Genomic DNA, 24,967 nt, shown 5'->3' on the forward strand with positions numbered 1-24,967 from the left:
CTCCCCCCCAACCGCATCCGGAGCCACGACCGCTCCACCGTGGTCGACCCCGACCGGCGCCAGCGCAGCGTCGCGCCCCCCTGACCCCACCCCCGACCGCCGCCGCCGGTCCCCCGCGCCATGACAACGACCCCGACCCCGACCCAACCCGGGCCCCGCCACGACCCCGACTGCGGGTCGGCCCCCCGACCGCGGTGGCAGGGCCCCGACTGCGGTGGCTGTACCCCGACCGCCGTGGCCGTACCCCGACCCCAACCACCCCCGACCGCTGTCCCGGCCAGACCTTACGCCGGCGGCGACTCCTCGTCGGGCAATGCGGCATAGCGCGTGAACCGTTCGAGCAGGTCCATGGCGCGCAGGCGACTGAGACTGGACGCGCGAGCCCCGACCAGCCGCTGCGTCGTGCTGCTCAAATGAGAAGAGCTGGCAAAGCCCAGCACCTCGGCCACATCGCGCACATCGTAGCCCGCGTTTTTCGACAGTTCGGCCGCGGCCAGCACCCGCACCAAGTCGATGATCTTCTTGAGCGTGGGCGCCTGCCCCGCCGCGAAGCTGCGCGAGAGATGTTCGCGGGAGACCCCGAGTTCCTTCGCCAACTGGTCCGTGCGCACAGGCCGACCGGCGCGCCGCACCACACTGTGCCACACCGCCAGCTGCAGCGGCGTCTCGAGGTGCAGCACCGGCGGCGGGACCGCCAACGCCCGCTCGAAACGCACGGAGAAGGCGCGACGCGTGACCAATTCGCGGGCGGCGCCCTCGTCGACCCCTTCGATGAGCACCTCGCAGATGCCGGCGTCGGCGGCCCGCGCCAGCAGCGGCGCATCGGCCGGGAGCAGCGTCGTCACCAATACGAAGGGGACGCTCTGGAATTCATCGGCGCGGGCAATGAGCCGCTGCGCGTCGTCGCCCGCTCCCGCGTCGATGATGACGGCGTCCACCAGCTCCCGTACCAGGTGCGTTTCCACGTCCGTCGCACTCTTGGCCGATACCACGTGCGCGCGCCGTCGCGGAAACGCCGTGCGCACGAGCTGCCGCGCGCGGTCACGCTTGCAGAGCGCGACGACACAGAGCAGGGGCGCCGACGCGTCGGCGGTACGCGAAGCCGGGGGCATGCGCGGCGTCAGGTGGTCTGGTCGCCCGCCACGGCCGGCATCGAGGCCGGCGGGGTGGGACGCCGCGGCGCCTCGGCCGGATCGACGTTCACATCGATTCCCTGCACCATCGCGTTGGCGCGCAGCAGCACGTCGCGCGCATTCGCGTAGCTCACCAGCTGCGCCGCCTCGTCGAAGCGCGCCCACTTGCAGGCCGTGATCCCCTCGGTGCGCTGCGGCGTGGTCCGTTCCGCCTCGGTGCGCATGAGGAAGAAGTGGCAGACCTTGTGCACCAGTTTGCCGCGGAAGCGGAAGAACCAGTCGATCGTGTCGATCTGTCCGTCGAGCATGACGTCGTCGAGCCCCGTCTCCTCGCGCACCTCGCGCAACGCAGCGGCGTCGGGCGCCTCGTCGGTCTCGAGATGCCCCTTGGGGAAACCCCAGTTCCGGTAGCTGTCGCGAATGAGCAGAAAGAGCGGCTCGCCCTCGTGCACGCGGTACACCACCCCGCCGGCCGACGTCTCGAGCCTGGCGCGGGGACCCCGGCGCCCCTCCGCGTCGCCCCCCGGTGCGGAGGATGACGCGTCGGGACCGTCGCGACGGGAGTCGCGGCGCGGATCGCGGGCCGGGGTGACCATCACCGATGCGGCGTGGTCGGCACATCCGGCGGGAGACTGCCCGGGAGCCCCGCCACCAAGGGCGAGTGGTCGTCGAGGGTGGCCCGCCCCTCGACGAACTGGCGCACCAGTGGGTCCGTGCTGTGCTGGATTTCGTCCACGGTGCCCACGGCGTGCACCCGCCCTTCGTACAGCATGGCGATGCGCGTCCCCACGGTGTAGGCGCTGCGCATGTCGTGCGTGATGACGATGCCCGTGACCCCCAGCTGTTCACGCATGCGCACCATGAGCTGGTCGATGGTGGCCGAGGTGACCGGATCGAGGCCGGTGGTGGGTTCGTCGTAGAGGATGTACTTGGGGCGCAGGGCGATCGCGCGCGCAATGCCCACGCGCTTGCGCATGCCGCCGGAGAGTTCGGCGGGCATGCGGTTCTGCACATCGGGGAGATCGACGAGGTTGAGTGCCTCATCGACCCGCACGCCGATCTCCTTTTCGGAGAGCGCCCCCTGCTTGCGCAGCCCCATGGCCACGTTCTCGCCGATGCTCATGGAGTCGAAGAGGGCGGCGAACTGGAAGACGTACCCGATGCGCCCGCGCAATGCGTAGAGATCCTTGCGCGCGAGTTCGTCGACCCGCAGCCCATCGACCCACACTTCGCCCTCGTCGGGCTCGAGCAGGCCGACAATGTGCTTGATGGCCACCGACTTGCCGGTTCCCGAGTAGCCGATGATGACCATGGTCTCTCCCTCCTTGACCGTCAGGGAGAAGCCGCGGAGCACCTTCTTGGGGCCGAAAGCCTTGTGGACGTTGCGGAATTCGATCATGGGATCACAAAGATGACACCACCGCGCGATTGTGGCTAGTTGTGCACGTCTTCGCTGGGCCAGGAGGGATCTGTCACCCGCCACCGGCGACCCGGAACGCGAAACTCCCCGCGGCTCACGGGGGACTCGTGAACCGCGGGGAGTTTCGGGTCTCGGGTGGCCGGTGGCCTGTCCCTTACGCCGCGAACGACCCCAGCGCGCGGCCCACATCGCCCTCGCGCAGCCGCTTGAGGGCGCGGTCACGCAGCTGACGCACCCGCTCGCGCGTGACGCCCAGCATGGAGCCGATTTCCTCGAGCGTGTGCTCCCGCCCGCCCTCGAGGCCGAAGTACAGCCGCAGCACCTTGGCGTCGCGCGGGGGCAGCGTGGAGAGCGCCTGCTCGATTTCATCGGTGAGGAAGCGATTCATCGCCTCTTCTTCCGTGTCGGGCATTTCATCGGCCACGAAGCGCTCGATGAGCGAGCGATCGCCATCGGGATCCATGGGGGCGTCGAGGCGCACGTCGCCGGTGTTGAGCGCGGCGAGCGACTGCACCACATCGACCGACAGCCCCGTCACCTGCGCGAGTTCCTCGGGCGAGGGCTCACGACGCAGCTTCTGGCGGAGGATTTCCGACGCCTTGATGATGCGCGAGAGGTCAGCGGTGCGGTTGAGCGGCACGCGCACGGTCCGCCCCTGGCGGGCAAGCGACGAAAGAATGGCCTGACGAATCCACCACACGGCGTACGAGATGAACTTCACGCCCTGATCGGGATCGAACTTCCGCGCCGCGGTGAGCAGCCCGACGTTGCCTTCGCCGATGAGATCGATGAGCGGCAGGCCACGGTTCTGGTACTTCTTGGCAACGGAAATGACGAAGCGGAGGTTGCGCTTGACGAGTTCCTGCAGCGCGTCCTGGTCACCAGCCCGGATCTTCTTGGCGAGGTCGATCTCCTCCGCGGCCTTGAGCAGCGGATAGGTCGAGACTTCGTAGAGGTACTGGTCGAGGATGTCGCGCTCCGGCTCGCTGGGCGCAATGCCCGCGGGGGCCGCACGACGGCGCTTCCGCTTGACTTCGGTCATGATGTGCTATGCGACCTCGGGATGAGACATCATCCCTGCTGGGGAAACAGAGAAGAACAGCGTGTGGTGGTACGGGCGATTCGGCTGGCCAGGCAGCGGCGCCGGCACGCGCCCCCCGGGAAAAAGGACCGGGTCAGAGACGCGGTCGAATGCGAAACGGGGGTAGCCATGCAAGATACGACACCGCGAAGGAAGCGCCAGTGTGAATTCCGGGAGTCTGCTTGACGAGGGACATACACCTGACTAGACTGCGCGGTTCCTGAGACCCTGCTGCGCGGTGCGTTGGCCGCCGCGGCGGTTGGCTCAGGGTCCGGGGCCGTAGCTCAGTTGGGAGAGCGCTTGAATGGCATTCAAGAGGTCAGGGGTTCGATTCCCCTCGGCTCCATGCCCCGGTTCACCCACGTGGCCCCTCGTGGCGGCGAACGGTGAAACCAGGCACCCTGGCGGCGGCGGCCAGCGGCGCTGTTCGGGTTGTACGCGGGAATAGCTCAGTTGGTAGAGCACAACCTTGCCAAGGTTGGGGTCGCGGGTTCGAGTCCCGTTTCCCGCTCTGTTGGTCCGATGTCGAGGGTCGTTAGCTCAGTTGGTTAGAGCGCCACGTTGACATCGTGGAGGTCACAAGTTCGAGTCTTGTACGACCCATGCAGGATGCAGTGCGGCAGGATCGGGACGGCAGCGCGGGCAGTGGCGACGCGCCGGGCGACCCGGTAGGTTGCGGAGGCCTCGCCCTCGGGCGAGGGAGCAGTAAGCAGTGTGGTACTGCGGTGTGCGTGGTGGTCCGTTGCGCCTGTAGCTCAATTGGATAGAGCATCTGACTACGGATCAGAAGGTTGGAGGTTCGAGTCCTTCCAGGCGCGTTGGTGGGTTGAGTAGGTGCACCGCGGTATTGCACGGGGCGTAGCTTAGCCCGGTAGAGCGCCTGCTTCGGGAGCAGGAGGTCGCTGGTTCAAATCCAGTCGCCCCGACTGAGAGACATAGAGACCCCCGCATCGGCTTCGGTCGGTGCGGGGGTTCTGTCGTCGGGTGGGACCAGTATCGCGTGGGCTCAGTCCAGCACTGCCAACCCATGCTTCTTCACGACCGCCAGCATCTTGAGCGCCACCCCGCTCGGCCGCTTGGCCCCGGTCTCCCACTTCTCCACGGTGCTGGCGCTGGTGTTCAAACGACGCGCGAACACCGCCTGGCTCACCTTGGCCTGCTCCCGGATTCTCTTGATCTGGGCCGGGGCAAGCGGCTCGGGAGCACTCAGCGCCGCCTCGTCGAACTGGCGCATGGTGGTCTTGCCGATGGCGCCGACCCGATGAAGCGCGGACGCGGCGGAATGAATCGCCTCGAAGGCGTCGCTCTTGTGCTTAGGCTTGGTCGCCATGGCAGATCTCCTCGAGGTCCCTGGACGTGAGCAGCACGCGGAGCTGTGCGGCCGTCAGCTTCTCATACCCTTTGGCGAGCTCCCGGAAGGTTTCGAGCTCAACCGCATCGATGTTCGCCCTGTCCTTCTTCGCGAACAGGTACGTGAGCACCCAGTGCCAGCCGCCCTTCGCGAGCACGACGCTCCGGTAGAGGTTCCGGCTCACCCGCTTCTTGTACACCCCGCCACCAAGGTCGTCGCACTGCCCGGCCTGTGCCTGCTTCACGGCTCGACACAGCTCGTCGTCCCCGATACCGGCTTTCCTGGCAGCCTTGACGAACCACGCCGTCTTGAACACGCGGGAAGCACCGGGCGGTCGAGCCATTGATAAAGTGTAGCACCAAGTGCTACCCCTAGCAAGACGGGGCCAGACGGCGCGCGAACACCGCCTGACTCACCTTGGCCTGCTCCCGGATGCTCTTCATCTGCACCGGCGCGAGGGCCGCGGAAGCAGGAGGTCGCTGCTTGCCCCCGACTGGAATTGACAATGGCGCCGCAGGGTCTTGGATCCCTGCGGCGCCATTGCCGACTGGTCGGGGGCACGGAGGTTGACCGCCGGTGAGATGACGGCCAGTTCCGCGAGCCTCACCGCCGGCTACGGCACCCGTCGCTCCAGTTCCGTGTACTCCCCGGCTATGAAATACCCCACGGCCCGCCGCGACGGCGTCGTGATGTTCGCGACGTTCCCACGCACGCTGCTGATCGGCACGCCGAACGGCGAGCCGTTGTTTCCCACCTGCGCGGACAACGCCGTGTAGAATCGGAAGGACTGCTCCGAGATCGCCAGCTGCCGCACCCGCACCAGTTGGCCGGAACTCACGAGCCAGTCCGAGTATGGCTGAAACTGGCGCACCGTCGAGCCGTTGAACCGATCATCGGACTGCACGACCCGCGAGAACTCCTCGCTGTCGGGCGAAACGAGCCGGCGCCCATCGATCCACTGGTCCCACAGGTAGAAGTTCCGCTGGTCCCCGGGGTCCTTCACGGAAATCGTGGCCCGCCAGTTCCGCCCGGTATCCACCTCGTCGAACTCGGCACGGAAGAACAGCGAGTCCATGGCGACGCCGGGCTGCATGATTTCGGTGGCGCGGTAGCGATCGCCTTCCCACTCGATTTCCAGCGTCAGTGCGCGGCCTACCGGCAAGGCCATCGCCGCGGCACGATAGGTCCCGGGCTCCCGCGGGGATTCGGCGAACAGCGTGGCGCGGTTTGCGTCGTCCAGCACCCGCACCGTTGCGCCGCGTGCCGCCGTCGCCGCAGCGGTGCTGAACACATCCTGCGTGACGCTGAGACGGATGACCTGATCGGCCGAGGCGACCCCGCGCTCCCGCTCGAGGCGCGCCTCCACCACAAGGCGCGGCTCGTAGTCCAGGCCGCTCACGTTGACGACCCGTTCACAGCCGGACAGGACCAACAGGGACATCAGCAACACCGGCAGCACACCGCGTTTCGACATGAAGCGCTCAGAAGTTGAAGGTGTAGGCAACGCTTGGCACGATGCCGAAGATGGAGGTCTGCACCGCCTCGGTGACGAGCGGCTGGTCCTGGCGCTGGCGGAACCGCAGCGCCTGGGCGTTGAACCGGTTGTAGGCGTTGAGCAGGCCGAACTGCCATTCACCGCGCGTGCCCTTCCGCGTCGCGGAGAGATCGAGGCGATGGTACAGCGGCAGGCGCCCGCCGTTGCGTGCGCCGTACTCCGTCACGAGCAGACCGTCGACCTGATAGCGCGACGTGGGGAACGTCGTCGGCAACCCGGTGGCCAGGGTGAACGTGCTGCCGAGGGTCCACTTCGCGCCGAGCGGACGCAAGGCCACCACGTTCAGGTTGTGCGTCTTGTCGAAGGGGGTCACGTACCAGCGCCCGTCGTTGATGCCGCCGCTACGGCCCCCCGGCGCCGGGATGCGCTGCTCGGCACGCCCAAGCGTGTAGCTGACCCACCCCGTCACCGTACCCTGCGATCGCCGCGCCAGGAGCTCGAGGCCGTAGGCGCGCCCCTGCCCCTGCACCATCTGCGTCTCGATGCGCGGATTGAGCAGGATGTCGGCGCCATCGATGAAGTCCACCACGTTGCGGGCCTGCTTGTAGAAGCCTTCGACCGACAGCTCGACGCCGCCGCGCGTCGCGCTGTATCCGACGGCGTACTGGTCGGCCAGCAGGGGCCGGATCCACTGCCCGGACGGCTCCCACACGTCGAGCGGGCTGATGGAGTTGGTGTTCGACACCAGCAGCAGGAACTGCTGCGTCCTCGCATAGCTGGCCTTCACGCTGGATGACGCGTTGAGCAGAAACCGACCGGAGATGCGGGGCTCGAGGCCCGCGCTCGAGGAGAGGCGCGCGCCGGCCCCAAACTGGGTGCTGTCGCGCACGACACCCGGCTCGAAGCGCTCGAGCGCCGCCGAGTACCTCACGGGCGTATCGTTCACGTACGAGTACACCGTGGCGGGACCGCGGCGTTCGTAGCCCGCGACCCGCAGGCCGTAGCGGACCGAGACGCGCGGGCCGATCCCCAACTCCTGGCCCAGCCACGCCGCCGGCATCAGGGTGTTGCGACGCTGGATGCGCCGTTCGTTGAAGGCGTTGCCGGCGCCCACGGGCACGAGATCACCGGGATTGATGCGCTGACTCGTGAGTTCGGCACCAAACTCGATGGTATTGGTTGGCGAGAGATACCACGCCTCGTCGAGCCGCACGTTGAGGCTGCCGATCCGCGAGTTCCACCGCACCTTGTCGCTCGTGCCCGTGAGAATGTCGAGCCGGTAGTCGTAGTCTCCCCACGACATGGTCAGCTTGGAGAACAGGTTGCTGCGCAGCGCCTGATTCCAGCGGAGGGTGAGCGCCCGATTACCCCAACCGGCCCCCAGGTCACCGATGCCGGCAACGCGGTCGCGGCCCAGGTACCCCGACAGCAGCAGGGCCCCGGTCGACCCCAGGCGCACATTCGTCTTCGCGTTGATGTCGTAGAAGAACGCGGTGGTCCCCTGGACGGCCGAATCGCTGGCGAGTCCGGTAAAGAGGTCGGCCCACGAACGACGGGCGGCGATCATGTAGGAGCCGATCTTCTTCGGCAGCGGTCCCTCCACCAGACCGCGGCCGGCGAGCAAGCCGATCGACGCGGAGCCGTTGAACTCGTTCGCGTTCCCCTCGCGCTGCCGCACGTCGACGACCGACGACAGGCGACCACCGAAGCGCGCCGGAATGGCCCCCTTGTACAGCGTCACGTTGTCGATCGCATCGGCGTTGAACGTGCTGAGGAAACCGAGCACATGGCTCGGGTTGTACACGGTGGCCTCGTCGAGCAGGAAGAGATTCTGGTCGGCGGCGCCGCCGCGCACGCTGAAGGCAGTGGAGGCGTCGCTCGAGAGGGACACGCCGGGGAGCAGCGCGAGACTCCGAATCGGGTCGGCCTCCCCAAGCACCGGGGGCAGCAGCTTGACGGCCGGGAGGTCCAGCCGCACGACGCTCATGTCGGGGGTGCGCGGATCGAGGTCCGGTCGATCGTCCCCCCCACGATTGGCCTGCACGGCCACGGTCGCCAACTGCACTTCACGCCGTTGCAGCAGGACCGTGAGGGTGATGTCGTTGGTGAGCGAGACGACGGTGTCGAAGGGCGCGTAGCCGAGCGCGCGCACCACCACCCGGTGCGTGCCCGTCGTCAGGAGGAGCGAGTAGAAGCCATCGTCGTTGCTTTCGACCCGCACGGTCTCGTCGTCGGCCGAAAGGCGCGCCCGACGCAGGACTTCTCCGGAGGCCGCGCTTCGCACGTATCCGCTCAGGCGCACGCGCTGCCCGGACGGCGAAGTGCGCGAGCCGGGGCCCCCGGCCGGGCCACGGTACGCCACCGCCAGCTGTCCGGTCGGGCTCACCAGCGCCTGAAGCGATGTCCCCTCCAGGAGCAGCGCGATCGCTCGGTGGGCGGGCATGGCGGCGACTTTGAGTGTACGCCGCACGTCCATGCCGGGTTGCGCGGGATCCGCCGCGTACGACAACCCGGTCTGGGAGGCGATCTGCCGCAGGATGTCCTTGAGCGGGACCTGCGTGACGTCGAGGGTGACGGCCTTCGCCAACGGGCCGCTGATCTCCCTCACGTCGGCGAGGCGACGATACCCGGCGGGCAGATCGGGCGTGTCCGGCACGGCGCGGGGCTGAGCCACGAGCAGGGAGGCCGAGCAGCAGGTGAGAACGACACTGCGCCAGATGCAGGATGTGATCACGGTGCCTCCGGCGTCAGGTGGACAGTCCGTCCGCTGCGCTCGACGCGCACCCCCAGCGACAGACGCAGCGCGGTGAGCACGTCGTCCAGCGACTGCGCCGCGAAGCGCGCCGTCAGGCGCCGTCCCGCCAACGCCGCATCGGCCGTGACGGACACGTCGAACCGGCGTCCGATCGCGGGCAACACTTCGGTCAACGGGCTCTCATCGAACACCAACTCGCCACGCATCCACGCCAGCGCCGAGGCGACATCGCTGGTGACGACGACCCCGGACTCGCGCAGTCGTCCGCGCTGTCCGGCGTGCAACAGGGTTGCCTGCTCCATGGGCGGTCGCAGGGTGTCCATGAGCGCGACCACCCCTTCTTCGACGGCCACATCCACCTCCGGCAACTCGGGCCATGCCCGCACCACGAAGCGCGTGCCGACGTCCTGCGCCACGGCGTTCCGCGTTCGCACGCGGAACGGACGCGCCTCGTCATGCACGACGTCGAAATACCCTTCGCCCTCGAGGGCGACGTCGCGGGCACCGCGACCGAAGCGTCCCCCCCAGCGCAGACGGCTGCCGGCGCTGAGCGTGACGCGGGAGCCATCCGGAAGCTGCGCCGTGACGTCACGTCCCAGGGGGGCGGCTATGGACCCACCACGGGTCGCTTGCCAGGTGGCCACGCCACCGAGGGCAATGACCAGAGCGGCGGCGGCGCCGGTGACGCGGCGCATCCATGGCGCCAGGGTCCCACGGGGGGCGCCGCGAGCCGCGCGGGAGCGTCGGGCGGCCAGGTCATCCTGTGATGCGGCCTCGAGGCGCGCGGAAAGCGCCCGCCATGCGGCATCGGTATTGGCCGCCTGCGCGGCGCCAAGGGCTGCACGCGGGGCCTCGCGCAGCAGTTGCGCATCACGGGGATGCGCCTCGAGCCAGCGTTCCACGCGCGCCCGTTCGGCCAACGGCAAGTCGCCGGCCAGGTAACGGTCGAGCAGGAGGGGGTCGAATTCGGTGTCGTCTGCCATGTTGTGGGGTGAGAGGTCGGGCAGTAGACACGCCCCCGCGCCAAAACCCCACAGCCCCCCGGCTACCCGCTGCCGAGCGCCGCCCGCAGGGCCTTGAGGCCCCGGCCCAACTGGTTCTCCACGCCTTTCACCGAGATGCCGAGCGTGTTCGCGATCTCCGCATAGCTCAATCCCCCGTACCAGCGCATCAGCATGACCTGCGCGAGGCGCGGCGGCAGGGCGGCCATGGCCGTCTCGAGCCGGGCCCTCGCTTCCATTGTCTCGAGCATCGTGTCGGCACGCGGCGGCGCGGGATGCAGGGCGCGCACGTGCTCGTGCGCCTCGTCATCGGCCCAGCGTTGCTCCACGGCGTCCCGGCGGCGCACGTTGAGCGCGCGGCTGCGCACGGCCGAGAACAGATACGCCGGCACGGAGCCGGTCACGATCCACTCGGCTCGCCGCTCCCACAGCGTGAAGAAGACGTCTTGCACCAGTTCCTCGGCACGGGCGGCATCACCGACGTACCGGGTGCCGAAAGCCAGGAGCGGCGCGTGCATTGCACGAAAGAGCGCCTCGAACGCCTCGAGATCACCAGCGCGAACGCGCGCGACGCAATCTCCCGGTATCTCAGGCACGACAATGCGGAAAGAATCTGGCAGGCACGAGGCGAAGCTAGAAACCCCCCATCCGGTTTGTCAACGCGGGTACTGCGGAACCGCTCGCACGCATGACAACAGGAGGCGGATAAGGTGCCGTGGACACCGTGCCCCCCTTACCGCCGCTGCACCACCGGATTCCGCAGGGTGCCCACGTGCTCCAATACCACCTCCACCACGTCCCCGCCCTTCATCTGCTGCGTTGTCCCGGGGGTGCCGCTGTAGATCACATCTCCCGGCTCGAGGGTGACATACCGGCTGATGTAGCTCACGATCTCGGCCACGCTGAAAATGAGATCTTTCGTGCGCTGCGACTGCACCACCGTGCCGTTGAGCCGCGTCTCCAGCAGCAGGTCGTCGTAGTTCACCCCGGTCACGATCACGGGGCCGAGCGGCCCGAAGGTGTCGGCCGCCTTGGCGCGGAACCACTGCAGGTCCGCCTTCTGCCAGTCGCGCTCCGACACATCGTTGCCCGTGGTCACGCCAAACACGTATTCCTTCGCGCGCTCCCTGGACACGTTGCTCGCCCGCTTGCCCATCACGATCACCATCTCCCCCTCGTAGTGCACATTCTTCGCGTCGGGCGGGAGCACCACGCTGTCGCCATCGGCCACGATGGAGGTGGGCAGCTTGGCAAAGAGCCCCGGATAGGCCGCCGCCGAACGCTCGCCGAGATGGGTCTGGTAGTTGAGCCCCACCGCAATCACCTTCGACGGCGTGGCCGGGGCCAGGAGCGTCGCGGTGCGCCGCGCGACACGAACCCCCGTGGGTGTGCCGCCCAGCCATGGCGCCGCACGCAGCTGCACGATCTGGTCGCCGTCGAGTCGGCCGTACGACACCGTCTTCCCCACCTGGTAGCGCACGAACTCCTGCTTCTGTGCGCGCAGCATTGCCGGCGCGGCCGCCAGCAGCACGAGACCCAGCATGACCTGCTTCATGATGACTCCACCGGAGTGGGGAATGGGAATGCGCCGGAAGGTCGGCGATCAGGGCGCGGGACGGCGATACAGCCCCACGAGCACGCCCTTGGCCCGCACGCGCCCCGCCATGGCGCGCATCACGGCCTCGCGGGTCGCGGCGGCGGACATGGCCGTGGGTTGGATGTTGAGCATCGTGTCGAGGGCATACAGCTCGAACACGTAATGGTGCGCCGGCCCGGTGGCGGGGGCCGCCGGGCCACGATAGTAGGGACCGCTCACGCTGATCTGCCGCGTCCCATCGGCCAGCTGCGCTCCGCTGGGGACCCCCTCGGGCAGCCCCGTCGCCGCGCCGGGGATGTTCCACACGAGCCAGTGCAGCGTGTCATCGGTGCCGTCACCCTGCGCCGCATCGGCATCATGCACCAGCAGCACGTAGCTGCGCACGGAGTCGGGCGCACCGCTCCACGACAACGCGGGCGAGACATCGCGGCCGGCCTGGGCGTGGCGCACGGGGATGCTGCCGCCATCGGGGAAGGCCGGCGTGGAGAGCGTGAGCACCCGCATGGGCACGCGGGCCTGCGCCGTGGCCGTGTGCACCGGCAGCGCGATCGACAGGGCGCAGAGGGCGCGCAGCGCGAAGGAGGCGAGCCGGGTACGCATGAACGGGCGGCTCACTTGTACGACGCCGGCTGGCTGCGACGCCACACGTCGTAGCGGGTACGCAGCGTCTTCACGGGGTTGAGATTCTCTCCCGGCTTGATGGCGTTCGGTCCCGGTTGATTGGGCTGCGCCACCGTGAGGTAGAGCGCGTACGTGCCGTTGCTGTGCGAGTCACCGCTGCGGTCGGTGCGATTGGCCATGAGGATGTAGGCGATGTACGACGTGCGCCCTTCGCAGGCGATGGCGGGGCGGCTGCCATCGGCGGGGAGGGGCGGGCAGACGCAGCGACTGTCGCCGCCGAAGCGGTCGGCCGTTTCGAGCGCCGCCATCACCCGATCCGTAAGCGCGCCCTGGGTGTGCACGAACGCGCGCACTGCGTTGGGGATCACGTCGCCGGTGCGCAGGATGTTCCCCTGAATGGAGTAGTAGATCTGCGTGCCGGGCACCTGTCCCTGGATGTCCTGCGTGACGTAGCCATTGGACAGGCCGGAATGTCCCGCGGTACGCCCCGTGAGGTCCAGAATGCCGAACTGTCGCGACTGAAAGGCGGGATCGGCCGAGAGCATCTCGATGATGCGGGCAGGGTCGGTGCCTTTCTGCAACTCGCGATACACGAGCATCTGGTTGGCATGCGTACCGTCGACGCCGGCCTGGCAGGCGGCTACCCCTTTGCCGGGCACGACAACGGCCTGAATGCCCATGAGAAAGGCATCGTCACGGTCCACGCAGGTGGCCGAGGCAATGACGACGCGGCCGGTGGCCATGTCCACGGCGATGACCGACCAGGTGGCATGCGCCGCGCGCGGCAGCAGCAGACAGGTCAGGGCAACGAGGAATCGGGTGAGGAATCGCATGCGGCATAAGAGGCAGCCTGCGCCCGGGTTCGTCAACGATGGCCACCGTCGGCGGGGTACGGCAACGGGCACCGGACGCCCGGCCGTGTCGGGGAATGCACCACGTCGCCGCGTCATTCGGCTGATGGTGTCGGGACCGGGCTCGGGCGACCGTTGAGGAAACACCCGGAGGAGTCATGCGCCATTCACTCGTATCGATCCGCACCCCTGCCGCGCTCCTGGCGAGCGTGCTGGTGCTGAGTTTGCTCCCTTCGGCCATGGCGGCGCAGGGGGGAGGGATGATGGGCCGCGGCCGGGGCCGCGGGATGATGGGGGATTCCACGGCGGCCGCCGTGATGCCCATCGTGCACGACCTCATGACCAATCACCAGAAGCTGCGGCGCACCGTGACCGTGCTGTCCAATGGCGTGCGCACGGTCACGGAGTCTGACGACTCGAGCATGGTGGCGCAGCTGCAGGCACACGTGGCCACCACCGGTGTGCTCATGGCCAGGTCCCAGGACCTCAATGTGCCGCCGGCCTCACCGACCTCGCGTCAGCTGCTCGCGCGCGGTGCGACCGTCACGCGGGTCGTGGAGCATACCCCCAAGGGGGTGATCGTGACCGAAACGTCGACCGACAGTACGAGCGTGGCGCTGCTGCAGGCGCATGCGGCGGAAGTCACGGAGCTGGTGAACCGCGGCATGGCGGCCATGCACGACAAGATGATGCCGCGTATGCGGCCGCCGCCGCGGTAGGTCGGCGTGGGCGCGGTCGCGCCGCGCCGAAATGCCGGTAGCTTATGCCGGGTACGGCGTTCCCTCATCTCCCGGCCCGATATGACCCGCCCCTGTTTCGCGCGCCACGTGCGCGGCCGTGCCGCCGCCTGCGTGGCGCTGGTGTGCCTTCCCCTCGTGATGGCCGGACGTGCCCTCGCGGCACAGCCGCGCGGTGGCGTGGTGCCCGGCATCGAGGTGCTGCTGTCCGATTCGCTGCACCTGGTCCGCGACAAGCGGGTGGGGCTGATCACGAATCACTCGGGGCGTGATCGGCAGGGCACGAGCAGCATCGATCTGCTCTTCAAGGCGCCCGGCGTTCGGCTCACCGCCCTCTTCGGCCCCGAGCATGGCATCCGCGGCGCCGCGCGCGCCGGCGAGAAGATCGCGAACAGCGTGGACGGCAAGACGGGCGTGAAGGTGTATTCGCTCTATGGCACGGTAGAGACGCCCACGCCGGAGATGCTCGAGGAGGTGGATGTGCTGGTGTACGACATCCAGGATGTGGGCGCGCGCGTGTACACGTACCCGTGGACGCTCGCGCTCACGGCGGCGGCGGCGGGGAAGCCCATCATCGTGCTCGACCGTCCCAACCCCATTCGCGCCGACCGGTTCGAAGGCAACATCCTCGACCTGCGCTTCCGCTCCCTCGTGGGGCAGCACGCGGTGGCGCTGCGCTACGGCCTCACGGTGGGTGAGCTGCTGCGCTTTCTCGTGGGCACCCGGGCCCTCACCGCGAAAGTGACCGTTGTGCCCATGAAGAATTACCGTCGGGCCATGTGGTTCGACGAGACGGGGCTGCCACGGGTGAACCCGTCGCCCAACCTGCGCTCGCCCGACGCGGAACTGCTGTATCCGGGTACCGTCTTTTTCGAGGGCACGAACGCCACCGAGGGGCGCGGCACCGACGCGCCATTCCAGCTTATCGGTGCCGACTATCTCACCGACCACGTGGCGCTCGCCGAGCGGCTCAACGCCCTCAAGCTGGGTGGGGTGCGCTTCGACACGGCCACGCGCACCATCGCCCCGGGGTACAAGTTCGCCGGCAAGACGATCCCCATGATCAAGGTGGTGGTGACCAACCGCAACGCCGTGCGCCCGGTGGACGTGGGGGTGCGCATGCTGCGCGCCTTCCGTGCGGCACACCCCACGGAGTTCGCGTGGCGTGAGCCCACGGTGAATGCGCCCTCACGCGTTCGCGGCATCGACCGCCTCGCCGGCACGGATGCGCTCGCGAAGGCCGTCGACGACGGCACGATCGAAGTGCTGCTCCGGCAATGGAATGCCGACGCCCTGACGTTCGAGGCGAGCGTGAAGCCGTATCTGCTCTATCGCTGACGGGCTGCCGTGTCGCTCACGAGGTCCAGCGGCCGGTCAGGAGCTGCCACGGAACCATGGCGGCCACCAGCAACAGTGTCACGGCGGTGCCGACCAACGCCTTCTGCGCCTTGGCCTCGCTGCTCCCGGCCTTGCGCACCAGCACGCTCGTCACGGTCGCGCTGATCACCGCCGCCAGCATGAGGGTGGGATGCTCGACCACGAGCCGTCGCAGCGCCGCGTCCTTCATGGTTTCGCCCATGGTGGATCGGGCCGCCGAAACCGCGGGACTGACAATCCACAGCGCGAGCCCCGCCACCAGCTGCAGGTGCACCAGCAGCGTGAGGCGGCGTACCCAGGCGGTTTCCGGCACGCTCCAGGTGGCGCGTGCGCCAAGCGCTTTTACGAGGACGAAGAAACCGGTGCCGAGCACCAGCCAGGCGAGCACATTGTGGAGCTTGAGCAGGATCTGGTACATCACTCGGTCCGGGTGGAAGGCGTCGGTGGCGTGGCGCGGGTGAGGGTGTACACGAAGTTGCAGTGGGAGGCGCCGCCCATGATGGTCTGGGTGCGTGCCAAGGCCACGTCGGGATTGAAGCCGCCAATGAGCGCCGCGTCCCGATTGCACGAGAGAATGGCACCGAGCTCGGGGATGCCCAGCTCCCGGTACATCTCGGCGTAGCGGCAGCGCGTCACGTCGAAGGCAAATCGATCGGGGGTGGACTCGCGCACCGTGATCTGGAGCGCGTCGTCGGCCTGCCAGCGATCGAGTGTGCCCTCGAAGTGCCGCAGCGAGCAGCCGCCAACCGCCTGCGCCAATTCTTCCCCCTGCTCGCGCGCCAGCGCGACGATGACATCGCGTGCCACCGCCAGGACCTCGTCGCGGCCGAAACGGGTGCCAAGCGCGTCGAGCACCGGCGCGAGGACCCGCGCCTCGATGAGGCGACGGCGCAGCACGCCGATGGCGTTGAGTTCGGCGTTGGTGGGAAGGCTCATGGGGTCATTCCGGGGCACCGCCGCCCGGCTGCACGGTGCTGCCGCCGCCGCCGGCAATGCTCCGGAGGGCGAAATACACCACGCCGGTGAATGCGGCGCCCATGACCGCGGCAAATCCGCGGCTTCGCCGCTTGTCCATGGTTCGCTGCTGCGATTGTGCCACCGTACGCCACGGCACCAGCAGATCACCGCGTCGCCACGGCAGTACGTCGCCGTCCACGGTGACGATGGAGTTGGGCTTGACCAGCACGGCGCTGTCGGCGAACGCCTGCACCACGTACCCGTCGAGCTGGCGCATGGTGTACCCGGCCGCGTCGCGCAGCGCGTCGGCACCGGCCGGAGTGAACTCGAACCGGACCTCGGCCTTGGCGGGAACGGCGGTGGTACCCAGCGGGCGATACGAATAACACCCCACCGTCGAAACGGTGGCGACGATCAGCGGCCCAACGAGACCGAGAGCGGAGCTCCGCTGGGCGGGGCGGGTGGACCGGTTGCGGGCGAGACGGCTGGACATGGCGCAACGATAGTCATTGCCGATTGGCACCGCTATGGCGCCGCCATGGCAGCGCCGGCGGTCAGGCTATGGCGCAGGCGCCGACGCCGCCGCGCCACTCACCAACCCCCGGTCGCACCAACGCCGTCGCTCCCGAATCGTGGACCAGTAGCGCGCCTCGCTTTCATCGCTGGCCCGGGCGGCGGAGTCGGGATGCCAGAGGTGATGCGCCACGGCGCCGTACTTGAAATTGCGCCGCCCCACCCCCGAATGAATCAAGCGCGCGGCGAGCTCGCTGTCTTCGCGCCCCCACCCCACGAAGCACTCGTCGTAGCCGTTGACGGCGATCAGGTCAGCCCGCCAGAACGCCATGTGGCAACCGCGGGTGCGATGATCAGGATCCCGTGGGCCCCGTACCAGCGGTGAGAGCCACGGCAGGTACCAGCCGTTCTGGCGATTGCGCAGCCCCCGCGTGAACGGCTTCACCTCATGCCGGCGCTCGGCGAGCATGCGCTGGGTGAGGGCGTCGCTCAACAAACAGCGACTCCCCTGCACGTAGCTCCCGCGCCGCGCGAATCGCACGTGCGCCTGCACGAAGTGCCGCCCCAACACCATGTCGCCGTCGACCTGAAGGATGTAGTCGCCCGACGCCCGTCGAATGGCCTCGTTGCGGATGGCGGCCAGGCGAAAGCCCCGGTCCTCATGCCACACGTGCCGCAAGGGTACCGGAAAATCGGTCTGGTGTGCCATGACCACGCGCCGCGTGGCCTCACCGGATCCGTCGTCGGCCACGAGCACCTCGATTGGCATCCGGCGCTGCGCGCGCACACTGCGCAACACCAGTTCGAGCGCCTCGGGCCAGTTGTACGTAGCAATCACGAGGGAAGCACTGGGCACGGATCGGCTCGCGGGCGAACATGGAGGATTGCCGCTGGTCCGGCGGCGTTGGGCTGTACCGCTCTACCACGCGAACGCCCCAGCCGTCACCAGTCATTCACATCCTGCCCCATTCCCGAATTCCCCGCCACCCTCGTCTCACATGCCGATTTCCAGAACCCTTTCGTTCGCACCGATAGCCGGTGCCGCACTCGCGCTGTGTGCCGTCGCGAGCGCCGCCCTGGCGCAGGGTGCGCCACCGGCAGGCGCGACCCAGCCCCCGGCAACGGCGGGCGCCGCCTCCGAGCCGGCCGCCGGCGCGCGTCGTGGGCCTCGCCCCTATGCGCAGGTGATCACGGCACGCGCGCGCACCGACCGTGGAGGCATCAGCGTGCATCGGGTCGACGACCGCTGGTTCTTCGAGGTGCCCGACTCACTGGCCGGCCGTGACTTCCTCATGGTCACCCGCGTGTCGGGTGTGCCGGCCGGTGCCGGGGGGGTTCTCAGCGCCGGCAGTTCGCTGGTCGAGCGACTCGTCCGCTGGGAACGCGTGAACGATCGGGTGCTGCTCAAGAGCATCAGCACCGGGGCCGTGGCCGACGATTCGCTGCCCATTGCCCGCAGCGTGGCGCAGAACAACTACCCCGCCATCATCGGCGCCTTCCCCATTGCCGCGTACGGCAAGGACAGTACGTCGTACGTGGTGGATGTCACGGAATTCTTCGGCAACGATACCCCTGCCACGTCGGGACTCGACGCGGCGCAGCGGCGGGCCTACGGCGTGCGTCGCTTCGATCCGGCGCGCAGCTACATTGCCGGCATCCGCGGCTTCCCCATCAACATCGAAGTCCGGCAGGTGCAGACCTTCGACGCCACCACCCCGCCGGGCGATGCCGACGGCGCCACGGTCACGATGGAGACACGGCAGTCCCTCGTCCTGCTCCCCAAGGTGCCCATGCGCCCGCGCCTTTCCGACGAGCGCGTGGGCTACTTCTCGGTCGCGCGGGTCAACTACGGGCTCGATGTGCAGAAGGCGGAGCGCGAGGCGTTCATTACCCGCTGGCGCCTCGAACCCAAGGATCCCGCGGCGTATGCGCGGGGCGAACTGGTGGAGCCGGTGAAGCCCATCGTCTACTACCTCGATCCGGCCACGCCAACGCGCTGGAAGCGGTACGTGAAGGAAGGCGTCGAAAACTGGCAGCAGGTGTTCGAGAAGGCGGGCTTCAGGAACGCCATCATCGCCCGGGACGCCCCGTCCACGGCCGACGATCCGGATTTCGACATGGACGATGCGCGCTACAGCATCGTGCGCTGGGCCGCCAGTCTCGTGCGCAATGCCACCGGACCGCACACGCACGATCCCCGCTCGGGGGAAATCATCAACAGCGAGATCACGTGGTATCACAACCACATGCGCTCGTACCGCAACTGGCTCATCATGGAAACCGGAGCTGCCAACCCGGCGGCGCGCTCGCTCGACATTCCCGAGGAGCTCATGGGCGAGACGATGCGTCAGGTCATCACCCACGAGATCGGCCACGCGTTGGGGCTGCAGCACAACATGATCGCGTCGGCCTCCTTCCCGGTGGACTCGCTGCGCAGCCCGAGCTTCACGCGCGTGTACGGCGTGAGCGCCACCATCATGGACTACGCGCGCCAGAATTACGTGGCTCAGCCGGGTGACGGGCTCCAGCCAAAGGACTTCATCCGGCGCGTTGGCCCGTTCGACGATTTCGCCATCAACTGGGGCTATCGGGTGACGAACGCCCCCACCGCCGAGGCCGAACGCGTCATTCTCAACCGGTGGCTGACGCAGCAGAGCGGACCGTTCCCCTATCGCTTCGCGTCGCAGCAGCTTGCCGCCGGTGATCCGCGCAACCAGACGGAGGACCTTGGCGACGATCCGCTCAAGGCCACGACCTATGCCACGGCGAACTACAAGCGCGTCCTGCCCAACCTGGCGGCCTGGACCTCGACCCCGGGCGCCGATTTCACCGAACTCCGCGAGCTGTACGAGGAAACCGTGGGGCGCTGGTTCGGCAACATCAACCACGTGGCCACCGTGGTCGGCGGCGTGGAGGTGGACCTCAAGGTGGCGGAGCAATCCGGGGCCGTGTTTCGCGTGGTGCCGAAAGCACGACAGAAGGCCGCCCTCGCGTTCATCGGCAACCAGGTCTTCGACGCCCCGGAGTGGCTGGCACCCGCCAGCATCGTCACCCGCATCGGTCCATCAACCGTTGCCGGCACACGCGCCGCCGGCGTCGTGACCAGTCTCCTCTCCCCCGCCCGGCTCGGCCGGCTCGCGGAAGCCGAGCGCTACGACACCGGCAACGCCTATCCGCTGGCGGAGTACATGACCGACCTGCGGCGGGCACTGTTCCCCGGGGCGCGGGCCGATGCGCATCGGCGCGCGCTGCAGCGGGTCTATCTGCAACGACTGGAAGCGCTCATTGCCCCGCCCGCTGCGGCTCCGGCCTCCGGACCGGGCGGTGGTGGATTGGGCGGGGGGCAAGCCGCCCGCTACACACCGTTCGTTTCCGCTCCCAGCGTGCCGCAGAGCGACCTGCCGGCGCTCGCGCGGGCGCAACTGCGCTCCGTGCAGCGAGAGGCGCGCCGCTACGCCAGCGCCGCCACCTCACCCGCGCTTGAGGCGCACTGGGCAGACGTGGCCGCACGTGTGGCGGCCATTCTGGACAGCGACCAGTAACGCACCCCGACGTACCGCACGCGATGGAGCGGCTACTTCGCGAGCCGCTCCATTGTGGCGTCGAAAAGGGCGCGCAGGGCGTCGTCGCCACTCAACCGCAACGTCATGGCGCTGACCTGCGCCGGCGTGAACCCGTGCGCCTTGAGCGTATCGGCGCGCAGCGCCCGGTGCCGGGTGCGCAGCTCGGCCTGTGTTTCCACCTTCTTGTTGCGCGGCTCGGCCAATTCCGCCTGCTCGCGGTCGCGCAGCCCGTTCAGCGCGTGCTGCAACCTGGCGAACGATTCGATGGTCTGCCGTGTGCTGTCGGGGACCGCTGCGGGCACGGCCTTGGCGGGCGGCGGCGTTCCCGCCGGGGGCTGGGCACCGAGGTTGGCCCCGGTCAGGGAAAGCGCGGAGCCGAGGAGAACGACCGGCAGCAGAGAGCGGGAGGAGGCGGTCATGTGACAGGAACTTCCGGATCCGCGGCCCGTCCGTCAATGGAGGCGCGGCCGTCGCCCCATACCGATGCGTCCGATTGCGGGTTTCTTGCGTCCCGTCCCTCCAGCCCGCACCTTCCCTCCTCAGGTAGACGCTGCAAAATCGATCTTCGCGACATCACGTACCGAGGTGCGGCATGAAGACGCTGTCCGCGCTGGCTGTGACGCTCTCCGTTGCCCTGCTGTCCCCTCCCCCCGGCACCGCGCGTCCCAACCCTCGCCCCGAAGCTGCTGGCGCAGCGCCCCGCAAGCCGGCAGCCATTCATCCCGTACTCCACCGCACGGGCACGACACGCGCGCCGGCCCGACTCGCCCCGGCGGCGCTCAATGGGGTCGTGAAGCAGTACTGCGGCAAGTGCCACAACGACACCATGAAGCGTGGCAACCTCACCCTGTCGCGCTTCGACGTCGCGTCGCCGTTCGCGCAGACCGATATCGCCGAGCGTATGGTGGCCAAGTTGCGCACCGGCATGATGCCGCCGGTGGGGTCGGCACGCCCGGTGGGCGATACGCTCGACGCGCTCGTGATGGAGCTTGAAACGCGCCTCGATTCGGTCGCCGCCATCGATCCCGATCCCGGCCGCCGCACCTTTCAGCGACTCAACCGGGCCGAGTATCAGGCGGCGGTGAAGCAGCTGCTGGGGGTCGAAGTGGACGCCGCACAGTATCTGCCCCCCGATACGAAGAGCGACAACTTCGACAACATTGCCGACGTGCAGGCGCTCTCGCCGACGCTGCTCGGCGCCTATCTGCGCGCGGCGGGCGACATCAGCTGGCTCGCCGTGGGCAATCCGCGCGCCAGCGCCGGTGCCACGACCTACACCATGCCGAAACTCGCGTCGCAGACGGCGCACGTGGAAGGGGCACCGTTCGGCACCCGCGGGGGCATGGTGGTGACCCACCTCTTCCCGGCTGATGGGGAGTATCGTTTCGGCGCCAACTTCTTCCACGAAACCACGGGCGCCTTCGCCGGCGGTCTCGCCCGCGGGGAGGCGCTCGAAATCGCGATCGATGGCGAGCGCGTGGCGTTGATCGAGATCGACCGGTTCATGCATGCGTCCGATCCGAACGGCGTGGCGCAGGGTGCCCCACCGGTGCGGGTCACCGCGGGGCCGCACAAGGTGTCGGCCGCGTTCGTGCCGCCGCGCTTTCAGGGTGTCGTGCAGGATCTCATCTCGCCGCTCAAGTACTCGCTCAACAGCACCTCCAACGCCGTCGCCTACGGCTTCACGCTGCTCCCCCACCTCCGGGAGCTCACCATCACGGGGCCCTATGCCCCGAGCGGGGTGAGCGACTCCCACATCCGCCGCCGGCTGTTCAGCTGTCGCCCCACGACGATTGCGGCCGAGCGACCGTGTGCCCTGTCGATCGTCAACCGGCTGGGCACGCAGGCGTATCGTCGCCCACTCACGGACGAGGATCGGGGGGGGCTCATGTCGCTCTACGACGCCGAGCGGACACGCGGCGGCAGCTTCGAGCAGGGCGTGCGCCTGGCGCTCGAGGGCATGCTGGCAAGCCCCGATTTCGTCTTCCGATTCGAGCGCGCCCCCAGCGCCGCCCCGAGAAACGGGCGGTACGCGTTGCGCGACATGGATCTCGCGTCACGGCTCAGCTTCTTCCTCTGGTCCGCGCCCCCCGACGACGCGCTGCTGCATGTGGCCGCTCGCGGCGCATTGTCCCAACCGGGTGGCCTTGAGCGCGAAGTGAAGCGCATGCTGGCCGACCCGCGCGCCCAGGCATTGTCGACGCGCTTCGCGGCACAGTGGCTGCGGCTGCCCGATCTGGATGTGGTTACCCCGGACATCCGTCAGTATCCCGACTTCGACGAGCAGCTGCGTACGGCCATGCGCCGCGAGACCGAGCTGTTCTTCGACGATCTCGTGCGCCGGGACCGACCGGTCCTCGACCTGTATCGCGCCGACTACACCTTCGTGAACGAACGGCTCGCGCAGCACTACGGCATGAAGCAGGTGGTCGGGCCAACCTTCCGCCGGGTCTCGTATCCCGACGCCACGCGTCGTGGGCTGCTTTCGCACGCCAGCATCCTCACGCTCACCTCGCACGCCACGCGCACCTCGGCGGTGGACCGTGGCAAGTGGGTCATGGAAGTGCTGCTCAACAGCCCGCCCCCGCCGCCGCCGCCGGGGGTACCGGACCTCGAGGCGACGCCCGGCACCGATGGGGGGCGTCCGCTCACCGTGCGCGAACGCATGGAGCAGCACCGCAAGAATCCCTCGTGCAGCAGCTGCCACAAGATGATGGACCCCATTGGCCTGGCACTCGAGCAGTACGACGCGACGGGCAAGGTGCGGTTGCGCGACAACGGCATGCCCATCGACTCCCGGGGTGACCTGTGGGACGGCAGTACCGCGTCCAACGCCGTGGAGCTGCAGACGGCGTTGCTGCGGCGGGAGGATGCGCTGCTGCGCACGTTCACGCGCAATCTCATGGCGTATGCGGTGGGCCGTCGCATGGACGCCACGGACATGCCGAGCGTACGGCGCATCGTGCGTGACGCCGGCCGCCAGCAGCACCGCATGTCGGCATACATCATGGGCGTCGTGAAGAGTCCCGCGTTCCGCATGCAGAAGATCGAGTCGTCACCCACCGTCGAAAGCGGCGCCTCCGGCGCGGCCTCACTCCATCGCTGAGTTCCATCATGGCCAACCTCCTCCGCCAGCCGCTGCCACGACGCACTTTCCTCAAGGGAATGGGCACCATGGTGGCGCTGCCCTATCTCGAGGCCATGATGCCGGTGCACGCCATGGGGCGCATCGGCCATGCCGCCAACCCCACGCGCCTGCTGGCGCTGGAAATGGTGCACGGGGCGGCCGGGTGCGCGCCCTTCGGGCTCACCGAGCATCTGTGGTCGCCGCCCACGACGGGGCGGACATTCGATCTGAGCAAGACCTCGCTCTCGCCGCTCGAACCGTGGCGCAAGTATCTCACGATCATCAGCAACACCGATGTGCGCATGGCCGAGGCGTACAAGCCGGAGGAGATCGGCGGTGATCACTTCCGGTCGAGTGCGGTCTTCCTCACGCAGTCGCATCCCACGCAGACCGAAGGGTCGGACATCTTTGCCGGCACCTCGCTGGATCAGCTGTACGCCCAGCGGTTCGGGCAGGCCACGCCCATTCCCAGCATGCAGCTGTGCATCGAGCCGCTCGACCGTGCCGGCGGGTGCGCGTATGGCTACTCGTGCATGTACACGGACTCCATCAGCTGGAGCTCCCCCACCGAGCCGCTGCCGATGATCCGCGACCCCCGGGTGGCCTTCGAACAGCTCTTCGGGGCCGGTGGCACGCCGGAGGAGCGCGCGGCACGCAACCGCAGCACCGGCAGCATTCTCGACTGGATCACGGGACGGGTGGCGCAGCTCAATCGCGAGCTCGGTACCGCCGACCGGCAGCGCATGGGGCAGTACCTCGAGCACATCCGCGAGATCGAGCGGCGCATCCAGCAGGTGGAAGCACGGAACCGGTCGGGCGAGGAGCGTGAACTGGCCGGAGCCCCTGCCGGCGTGCCGGACAGCTTCGGCGATCACGTGAAGCTGATGTTCGACCTGCAGGTGCTGGCGCTGCAGGCCGACATGACGCGTGTGTTCTCCTTCAAGATGGGGCGCGATGCGTCGGCGCGTGTGTACCCGGACAGTGGCGTCATGACCGGCTTCCACCCGGCCTCGCACCACGGCAACAACCCGGCGCGCGTGAAGGAGTTCGCCGAGATCAACCGGTACCATGTGAGCCTTCTGCCCTACCTGCTGGAGAAGCTCCGGACGACGATGGATGGCGACGTGCCGCTTCTCGATCGCACGACGATCATCTACGGCTCGCCCATGTCGGACAGCAACACCCACAACCATCGCCGCTGTCCGCTGCTCTTCCTCGGCGGTGGCCATGGCGTCGCGTCCGGCAACCAGCACCTCAGGGCCCCCGACGGCACACCGATGGCCAACGCCATGCTCAGTCTCCTGCATCGCATGGGCATGGACGACCTGCAGACGTTCGGCGATAGCACGGGCGAGTTCACCTTCTGAGGCGGGGAGGCACGGAGCACA

The 24,967-nt window shown here is 68.4% G+C and carries 23 protein-coding genes and 5 tRNA genes; 10 read left to right on the top strand and 18 right to left on the bottom strand.

Annotated features, from left to right (window positions below; translation table 11 throughout):
• Positions 1 to 284: 284 nt before the first annotated feature.
• The 4 genes from LW840_RS04040 to LW840_RS04055 all read right to left on the bottom strand — a co-directional run bounded on the left by LW840_RS04040 (position 285) and on the right by LW840_RS04055 (position 3,595).
• The gene (locus tag LW840_RS04040) at positions 285 to 1,112 is read right to left on the bottom strand and encodes a helix-turn-helix domain-containing protein (RefSeq protein WP_291263428.1); all 828 of its coding nucleotides are present in this window, start codon (positions 1,110 to 1,112) and stop codon (positions 285 to 287) included.
• 8 nt (positions 1,113 to 1,120) lie between these two features.
• Positions 1,121 to 1,729 (bottom strand): NUDIX hydrolase, encoded by a 609-nt coding sequence (locus LW840_RS04045; protein ID WP_291267155.1) that lies wholly within the window; start codon positions 1,727 to 1,729, stop codon positions 1,121 to 1,123.
• A complete protein-coding gene (locus LW840_RS04050; RefSeq protein WP_291263426.1) occupies positions 1,729 to 2,532 on the bottom strand; it encodes an ABC transporter ATP-binding protein in 804 nt (267 codons plus the stop codon). Before LW840_RS04050 ends, LW840_RS04045 begins: the two co-directional genes overlap by 1 nt.
• Positions 2,533 to 2,707: 175 nt before the next feature.
• The gene (locus tag LW840_RS04055) at positions 2,708 to 3,595 is read right to left on the bottom strand and encodes an RNA polymerase sigma factor RpoD/SigA (protein ID WP_291263425.1); all 888 of its coding nucleotides are present in this window, start codon (positions 3,593 to 3,595) and stop codon (positions 2,708 to 2,710) included.
• A 312-nt stretch (positions 3,596 to 3,907) separates the two neighbouring features.
• Here LW840_RS04055 and LW840_RS04060 point away from each other — a divergent pair.
• The 5 genes from LW840_RS04060 to LW840_RS04080 all read left to right on the top strand — a co-directional run bounded on the left by LW840_RS04060 (position 3,908) and on the right by LW840_RS04080 (position 4,560).
• Positions 3,908 to 3,980, top strand: a tRNA-Ala gene (locus LW840_RS04060).
• 92 nt (positions 3,981 to 4,072) lie between these two features.
• Positions 4,073 to 4,145: transfer RNA gene (locus LW840_RS04065), tRNA-Gly, on the top strand.
• A gap of 18 nt (positions 4,146 to 4,163) precedes the next feature.
• A tRNA-Val gene (locus LW840_RS04070) sits at positions 4,164 to 4,237 on the top strand.
• A 141-nt stretch (positions 4,238 to 4,378) separates the two neighbouring features.
• Positions 4,379 to 4,452, top strand: a tRNA-Arg gene (locus tag LW840_RS04075).
• Positions 4,453 to 4,486: 34 nt separating this feature from the next.
• Positions 4,487 to 4,560 (top strand) — tRNA-Pro (locus LW840_RS04080).
• Between the two features lie 80 nt (positions 4,561 to 4,640).
• Here the strand turns inward: LW840_RS04080 and LW840_RS04085 are convergent.
• From LW840_RS04085 to LW840_RS04125, 9 genes are all read right to left on the bottom strand, one after another.
• Complete coding sequence (locus tag LW840_RS04085) at positions 4,641 to 4,964, bottom strand: DNA-binding transcriptional regulator (RefSeq protein ID WP_291276462.1); 324 nt, start codon at positions 4,962 to 4,964, stop codon at positions 4,641 to 4,643.
• Positions 4,948 to 5,328 carry a type II toxin-antitoxin system RelE/ParE family toxin gene (locus LW840_RS04090; RefSeq protein WP_291276463.1) on the bottom strand — a complete coding sequence of 127 codons (381 nt, stop codon included), beginning with the start codon at positions 5,326 to 5,328 and terminating at the stop codon, positions 4,948 to 4,950. Before LW840_RS04090 ends, LW840_RS04085 begins: the two co-directional genes overlap by 17 nt.
• Positions 5,329 to 5,598: 270 nt before the next feature.
• Positions 5,599 to 6,459 carry a DUF4249 domain-containing protein gene (locus LW840_RS04095; protein ID WP_291276464.1) on the bottom strand — a complete coding sequence of 287 codons (861 nt, stop codon included), beginning with the start codon at positions 6,457 to 6,459 and terminating at the stop codon, positions 5,599 to 5,601.
• A 7-nt stretch (positions 6,460 to 6,466) separates the two neighbouring features.
• Complete coding sequence (locus LW840_RS04100; RefSeq protein ID WP_291267158.1) at positions 6,467 to 9,214, bottom strand: carboxypeptidase regulatory-like domain-containing protein; 2,748 nt, start codon at positions 9,212 to 9,214, stop codon at positions 6,467 to 6,469.
• Positions 9,211 to 10,218 (bottom strand): FecR domain-containing protein, encoded by a 1,008-nt coding sequence (locus LW840_RS04105; protein ID WP_291276465.1) that lies wholly within the window; start codon positions 10,216 to 10,218, stop codon positions 9,211 to 9,213. The genes LW840_RS04100 and LW840_RS04105 overlap by 4 nt, the downstream gene beginning before the upstream one ends.
• Positions 10,219 to 10,280: 62 nt before the next feature.
• Positions 10,281 to 10,832 carry an RNA polymerase sigma-70 factor gene (locus LW840_RS04110; RefSeq protein ID WP_291259990.1) on the bottom strand — a complete coding sequence of 184 codons (552 nt, stop codon included), beginning with the start codon at positions 10,830 to 10,832 and terminating at the stop codon, positions 10,281 to 10,283.
• 137 nt (positions 10,833 to 10,969) lie between these two features.
• Positions 10,970 to 11,791 carry a fumarylacetoacetate hydrolase family protein gene (locus LW840_RS04115; protein WP_291259991.1) on the bottom strand — a complete coding sequence of 274 codons (822 nt, stop codon included), beginning with the start codon at positions 11,789 to 11,791 and terminating at the stop codon, positions 10,970 to 10,972.
• 48 nt (positions 11,792 to 11,839) lie between these two features.
• Complete coding sequence (locus tag LW840_RS04120) at positions 11,840 to 12,433, bottom strand: YbhB/YbcL family Raf kinase inhibitor-like protein (protein WP_291270058.1); 594 nt, start codon at positions 12,431 to 12,433, stop codon at positions 11,840 to 11,842.
• 11 nt (positions 12,434 to 12,444) lie between these two features.
• Positions 12,445 to 13,287 (bottom strand): DUF1028 domain-containing protein, encoded by an 843-nt coding sequence (locus tag LW840_RS04125; protein ID WP_291259993.1) that lies wholly within the window; start codon positions 13,285 to 13,287, stop codon positions 12,445 to 12,447.
• Between the two features lie 176 nt (positions 13,288 to 13,463).
• Here LW840_RS04125 and LW840_RS04130 point away from each other — a divergent pair, with 176 nt between their 5' ends.
• Together LW840_RS04130 and LW840_RS04135 are read left to right on the top strand one after the other, a co-directional pair.
• Positions 13,464 to 14,024: a hypothetical protein gene (locus LW840_RS04130; RefSeq protein ID WP_291276466.1), complete on the top strand. Its 561-nt coding sequence runs from the start codon at positions 13,464 to 13,466 to the stop codon at positions 14,022 to 14,024.
• Positions 14,025 to 14,105: 81 nt separating this feature from the next.
• Positions 14,106 to 15,380, top strand: a complete 1,275-nt coding sequence (locus LW840_RS04135; RefSeq protein WP_291267163.1) for a DUF1343 domain-containing protein — start codon at positions 14,106 to 14,108, stop codon at positions 15,378 to 15,380.
• A gap of 16 nt (positions 15,381 to 15,396) precedes the next feature.
• Here LW840_RS04135 and LW840_RS04140 read toward each other — a convergent pair whose 3' ends face one another.
• The 4 genes from LW840_RS04140 to LW840_RS04155 all read right to left on the bottom strand — a co-directional run bounded on the left by LW840_RS04140 (position 15,397) and on the right by LW840_RS04155 (position 17,745).
• Positions 15,397 to 15,840, bottom strand: a complete 444-nt coding sequence (locus tag LW840_RS04140; protein WP_291276467.1) for a hypothetical protein — start codon at positions 15,838 to 15,840, stop codon at positions 15,397 to 15,399.
• A complete protein-coding gene (locus LW840_RS04145) occupies positions 15,837 to 16,355 on the bottom strand; it encodes an L-2-amino-thiazoline-4-carboxylic acid hydrolase (RefSeq protein WP_291276468.1) in 519 nt (172 codons plus the stop codon). Before LW840_RS04145 ends, LW840_RS04140 begins: the two co-directional genes overlap by 4 nt.
• Positions 16,356 to 16,359: 4 nt before the next feature.
• Positions 16,360 to 16,869, bottom strand: coding sequence for a hypothetical protein (locus LW840_RS04150; RefSeq protein ID WP_291276469.1), 510 nt, complete (start codon positions 16,867 to 16,869; stop codon positions 16,360 to 16,362).
• 66 nt (positions 16,870 to 16,935) lie between these two features.
• Positions 16,936 to 17,745 (bottom strand): glycosyltransferase family 2 protein, encoded by an 810-nt coding sequence (locus tag LW840_RS04155; protein ID WP_291267166.1) that lies wholly within the window; start codon positions 17,743 to 17,745, stop codon positions 16,936 to 16,938.
• A gap of 142 nt (positions 17,746 to 17,887) precedes the next feature.
• On the opposite strand from LW840_RS04155, the gene LW840_RS04160 reads away from it, so the two are divergent.
• On the top strand, positions 17,888 to 20,431 hold the full coding sequence (locus tag LW840_RS04160) for a zinc-dependent metalloprotease (protein WP_291276470.1): 2,544 nt from the start codon (positions 17,888 to 17,890) through the stop codon (positions 20,429 to 20,431).
• A gap of 32 nt (positions 20,432 to 20,463) precedes the next feature.
• Here LW840_RS04160 and LW840_RS04165 read toward each other — a convergent pair whose 3' ends face one another.
• A complete protein-coding gene (locus tag LW840_RS04165) occupies positions 20,464 to 20,871 on the bottom strand; it encodes a hypothetical protein (RefSeq protein ID WP_291267168.1) in 408 nt (135 codons plus the stop codon).
• Positions 20,872 to 21,044: 173 nt separating this feature from the next.
• Between LW840_RS04165 and LW840_RS04170 the strand changes: the two genes are divergently transcribed.
• Together LW840_RS04170 and LW840_RS04175 are read left to right on the top strand one after the other, a co-directional pair.
• Positions 21,045 to 23,558 carry a DUF1592 domain-containing protein gene (locus tag LW840_RS04170; protein ID WP_291276471.1) on the top strand — a complete coding sequence of 838 codons (2,514 nt, stop codon included), beginning with the start codon at positions 21,045 to 21,047 and terminating at the stop codon, positions 23,556 to 23,558.
• A gap of 8 nt (positions 23,559 to 23,566) precedes the next feature.
• Positions 23,567 to 24,946 (top strand): DUF1552 domain-containing protein, encoded by a 1,380-nt coding sequence (locus tag LW840_RS04175; RefSeq protein ID WP_291276472.1) that lies wholly within the window; start codon positions 23,567 to 23,569, stop codon positions 24,944 to 24,946.
• Positions 24,947 to 24,967 lie beyond the last annotated feature (21 nt).

Source organism: Gemmatimonas sp., from assembly GCF_021298855.1.
Lineage (GTDB): Bacteria > Gemmatimonadota > Gemmatimonadetes > Gemmatimonadales > Gemmatimonadaceae > Gemmatimonas.

Excerpts from the sequence above, each read along its gene's own strand:
- LW840_RS04040 (WP_291263428.1), bottom strand. The coding sequence starts at position 1,112 with ATGCCCCCGGCTTCGCGTACCGCCGACGCGTCGGCGCCCCTGCTCTGT.
- LW840_RS04045 (WP_291267155.1), bottom strand. The coding sequence starts at position 1,729 with ATGGTCACCCCGGCCCGCGATCCGCGCCGCGACTCCCGTCGCGACGGT.
- LW840_RS04050 (WP_291263426.1), bottom strand. The coding sequence starts at position 2,532 with ATGATCGAATTCCGCAACGTCCACAAGGCTTTCGGCCCCAAGAAGGTG.
- LW840_RS04055 (WP_291263425.1), bottom strand. The coding sequence starts at position 3,595 with ATGACCGAAGTCAAGCGGAAGCGCCGTCGTGCGGCCCCCGCGGGCATT.
- LW840_RS04085 (WP_291276462.1), bottom strand. The coding sequence starts at position 4,964 with ATGGCGACCAAGCCTAAGCACAAGAGCGACGCCTTCGAGGCGATTCAT.
- LW840_RS04090 (WP_291276463.1), bottom strand. The coding sequence starts at position 5,328 with ATGGCTCGACCGCCCGGTGCTTCCCGCGTGTTCAAGACGGCGTGGTTC.
- LW840_RS04095 (WP_291276464.1), bottom strand. The coding sequence starts at position 6,459 with ATGTCGAAACGCGGTGTGCTGCCGGTGTTGCTGATGTCCCTGTTGGTC.
- LW840_RS04105 (WP_291276465.1), bottom strand. The coding sequence starts at position 10,218 with ATGGCAGACGACACCGAATTCGACCCCCTCCTGCTCGACCGTTACCTG.
- LW840_RS04115 (WP_291259991.1), bottom strand. The coding sequence starts at position 11,791 with ATGAAGCAGGTCATGCTGGGTCTCGTGCTGCTGGCGGCCGCGCCGGCA.
- LW840_RS04120 (WP_291270058.1), bottom strand. The coding sequence starts at position 12,433 with ATGCGTACCCGGCTCGCCTCCTTCGCGCTGCGCGCCCTCTGCGCCCTG.
- LW840_RS04125 (WP_291259993.1), bottom strand. The coding sequence starts at position 13,287 with ATGCGATTCCTCACCCGATTCCTCGTTGCCCTGACCTGTCTGCTGCTG.
- LW840_RS04130 (WP_291276466.1), top strand. The coding sequence starts at position 13,464 with ATGCGCCATTCACTCGTATCGATCCGCACCCCTGCCGCGCTCCTGGCG.
- LW840_RS04135 (WP_291267163.1), top strand. The coding sequence starts at position 14,106 with ATGACCCGCCCCTGTTTCGCGCGCCACGTGCGCGGCCGTGCCGCCGCC.
- LW840_RS04145 (WP_291276468.1), bottom strand. The coding sequence starts at position 16,355 with ATGAGCCTTCCCACCAACGCCGAACTCAACGCCATCGGCGTGCTGCGC.
- LW840_RS04150 (WP_291276469.1), bottom strand. The coding sequence starts at position 16,869 with ATGTCCAGCCGTCTCGCCCGCAACCGGTCCACCCGCCCCGCCCAGCGG.
- LW840_RS04160 (WP_291276470.1), top strand. The coding sequence starts at position 17,888 with ATGCCGATTTCCAGAACCCTTTCGTTCGCACCGATAGCCGGTGCCGCA.
- LW840_RS04165 (WP_291267168.1), bottom strand. The coding sequence starts at position 20,871 with ATGACCGCCTCCTCCCGCTCTCTGCTGCCGGTCGTTCTCCTCGGCTCC.
- LW840_RS04170 (WP_291276471.1), top strand. The coding sequence starts at position 21,045 with ATGAAGACGCTGTCCGCGCTGGCTGTGACGCTCTCCGTTGCCCTGCTG.
- LW840_RS04175 (WP_291276472.1), top strand. The coding sequence starts at position 23,567 with ATGGCCAACCTCCTCCGCCAGCCGCTGCCACGACGCACTTTCCTCAAG.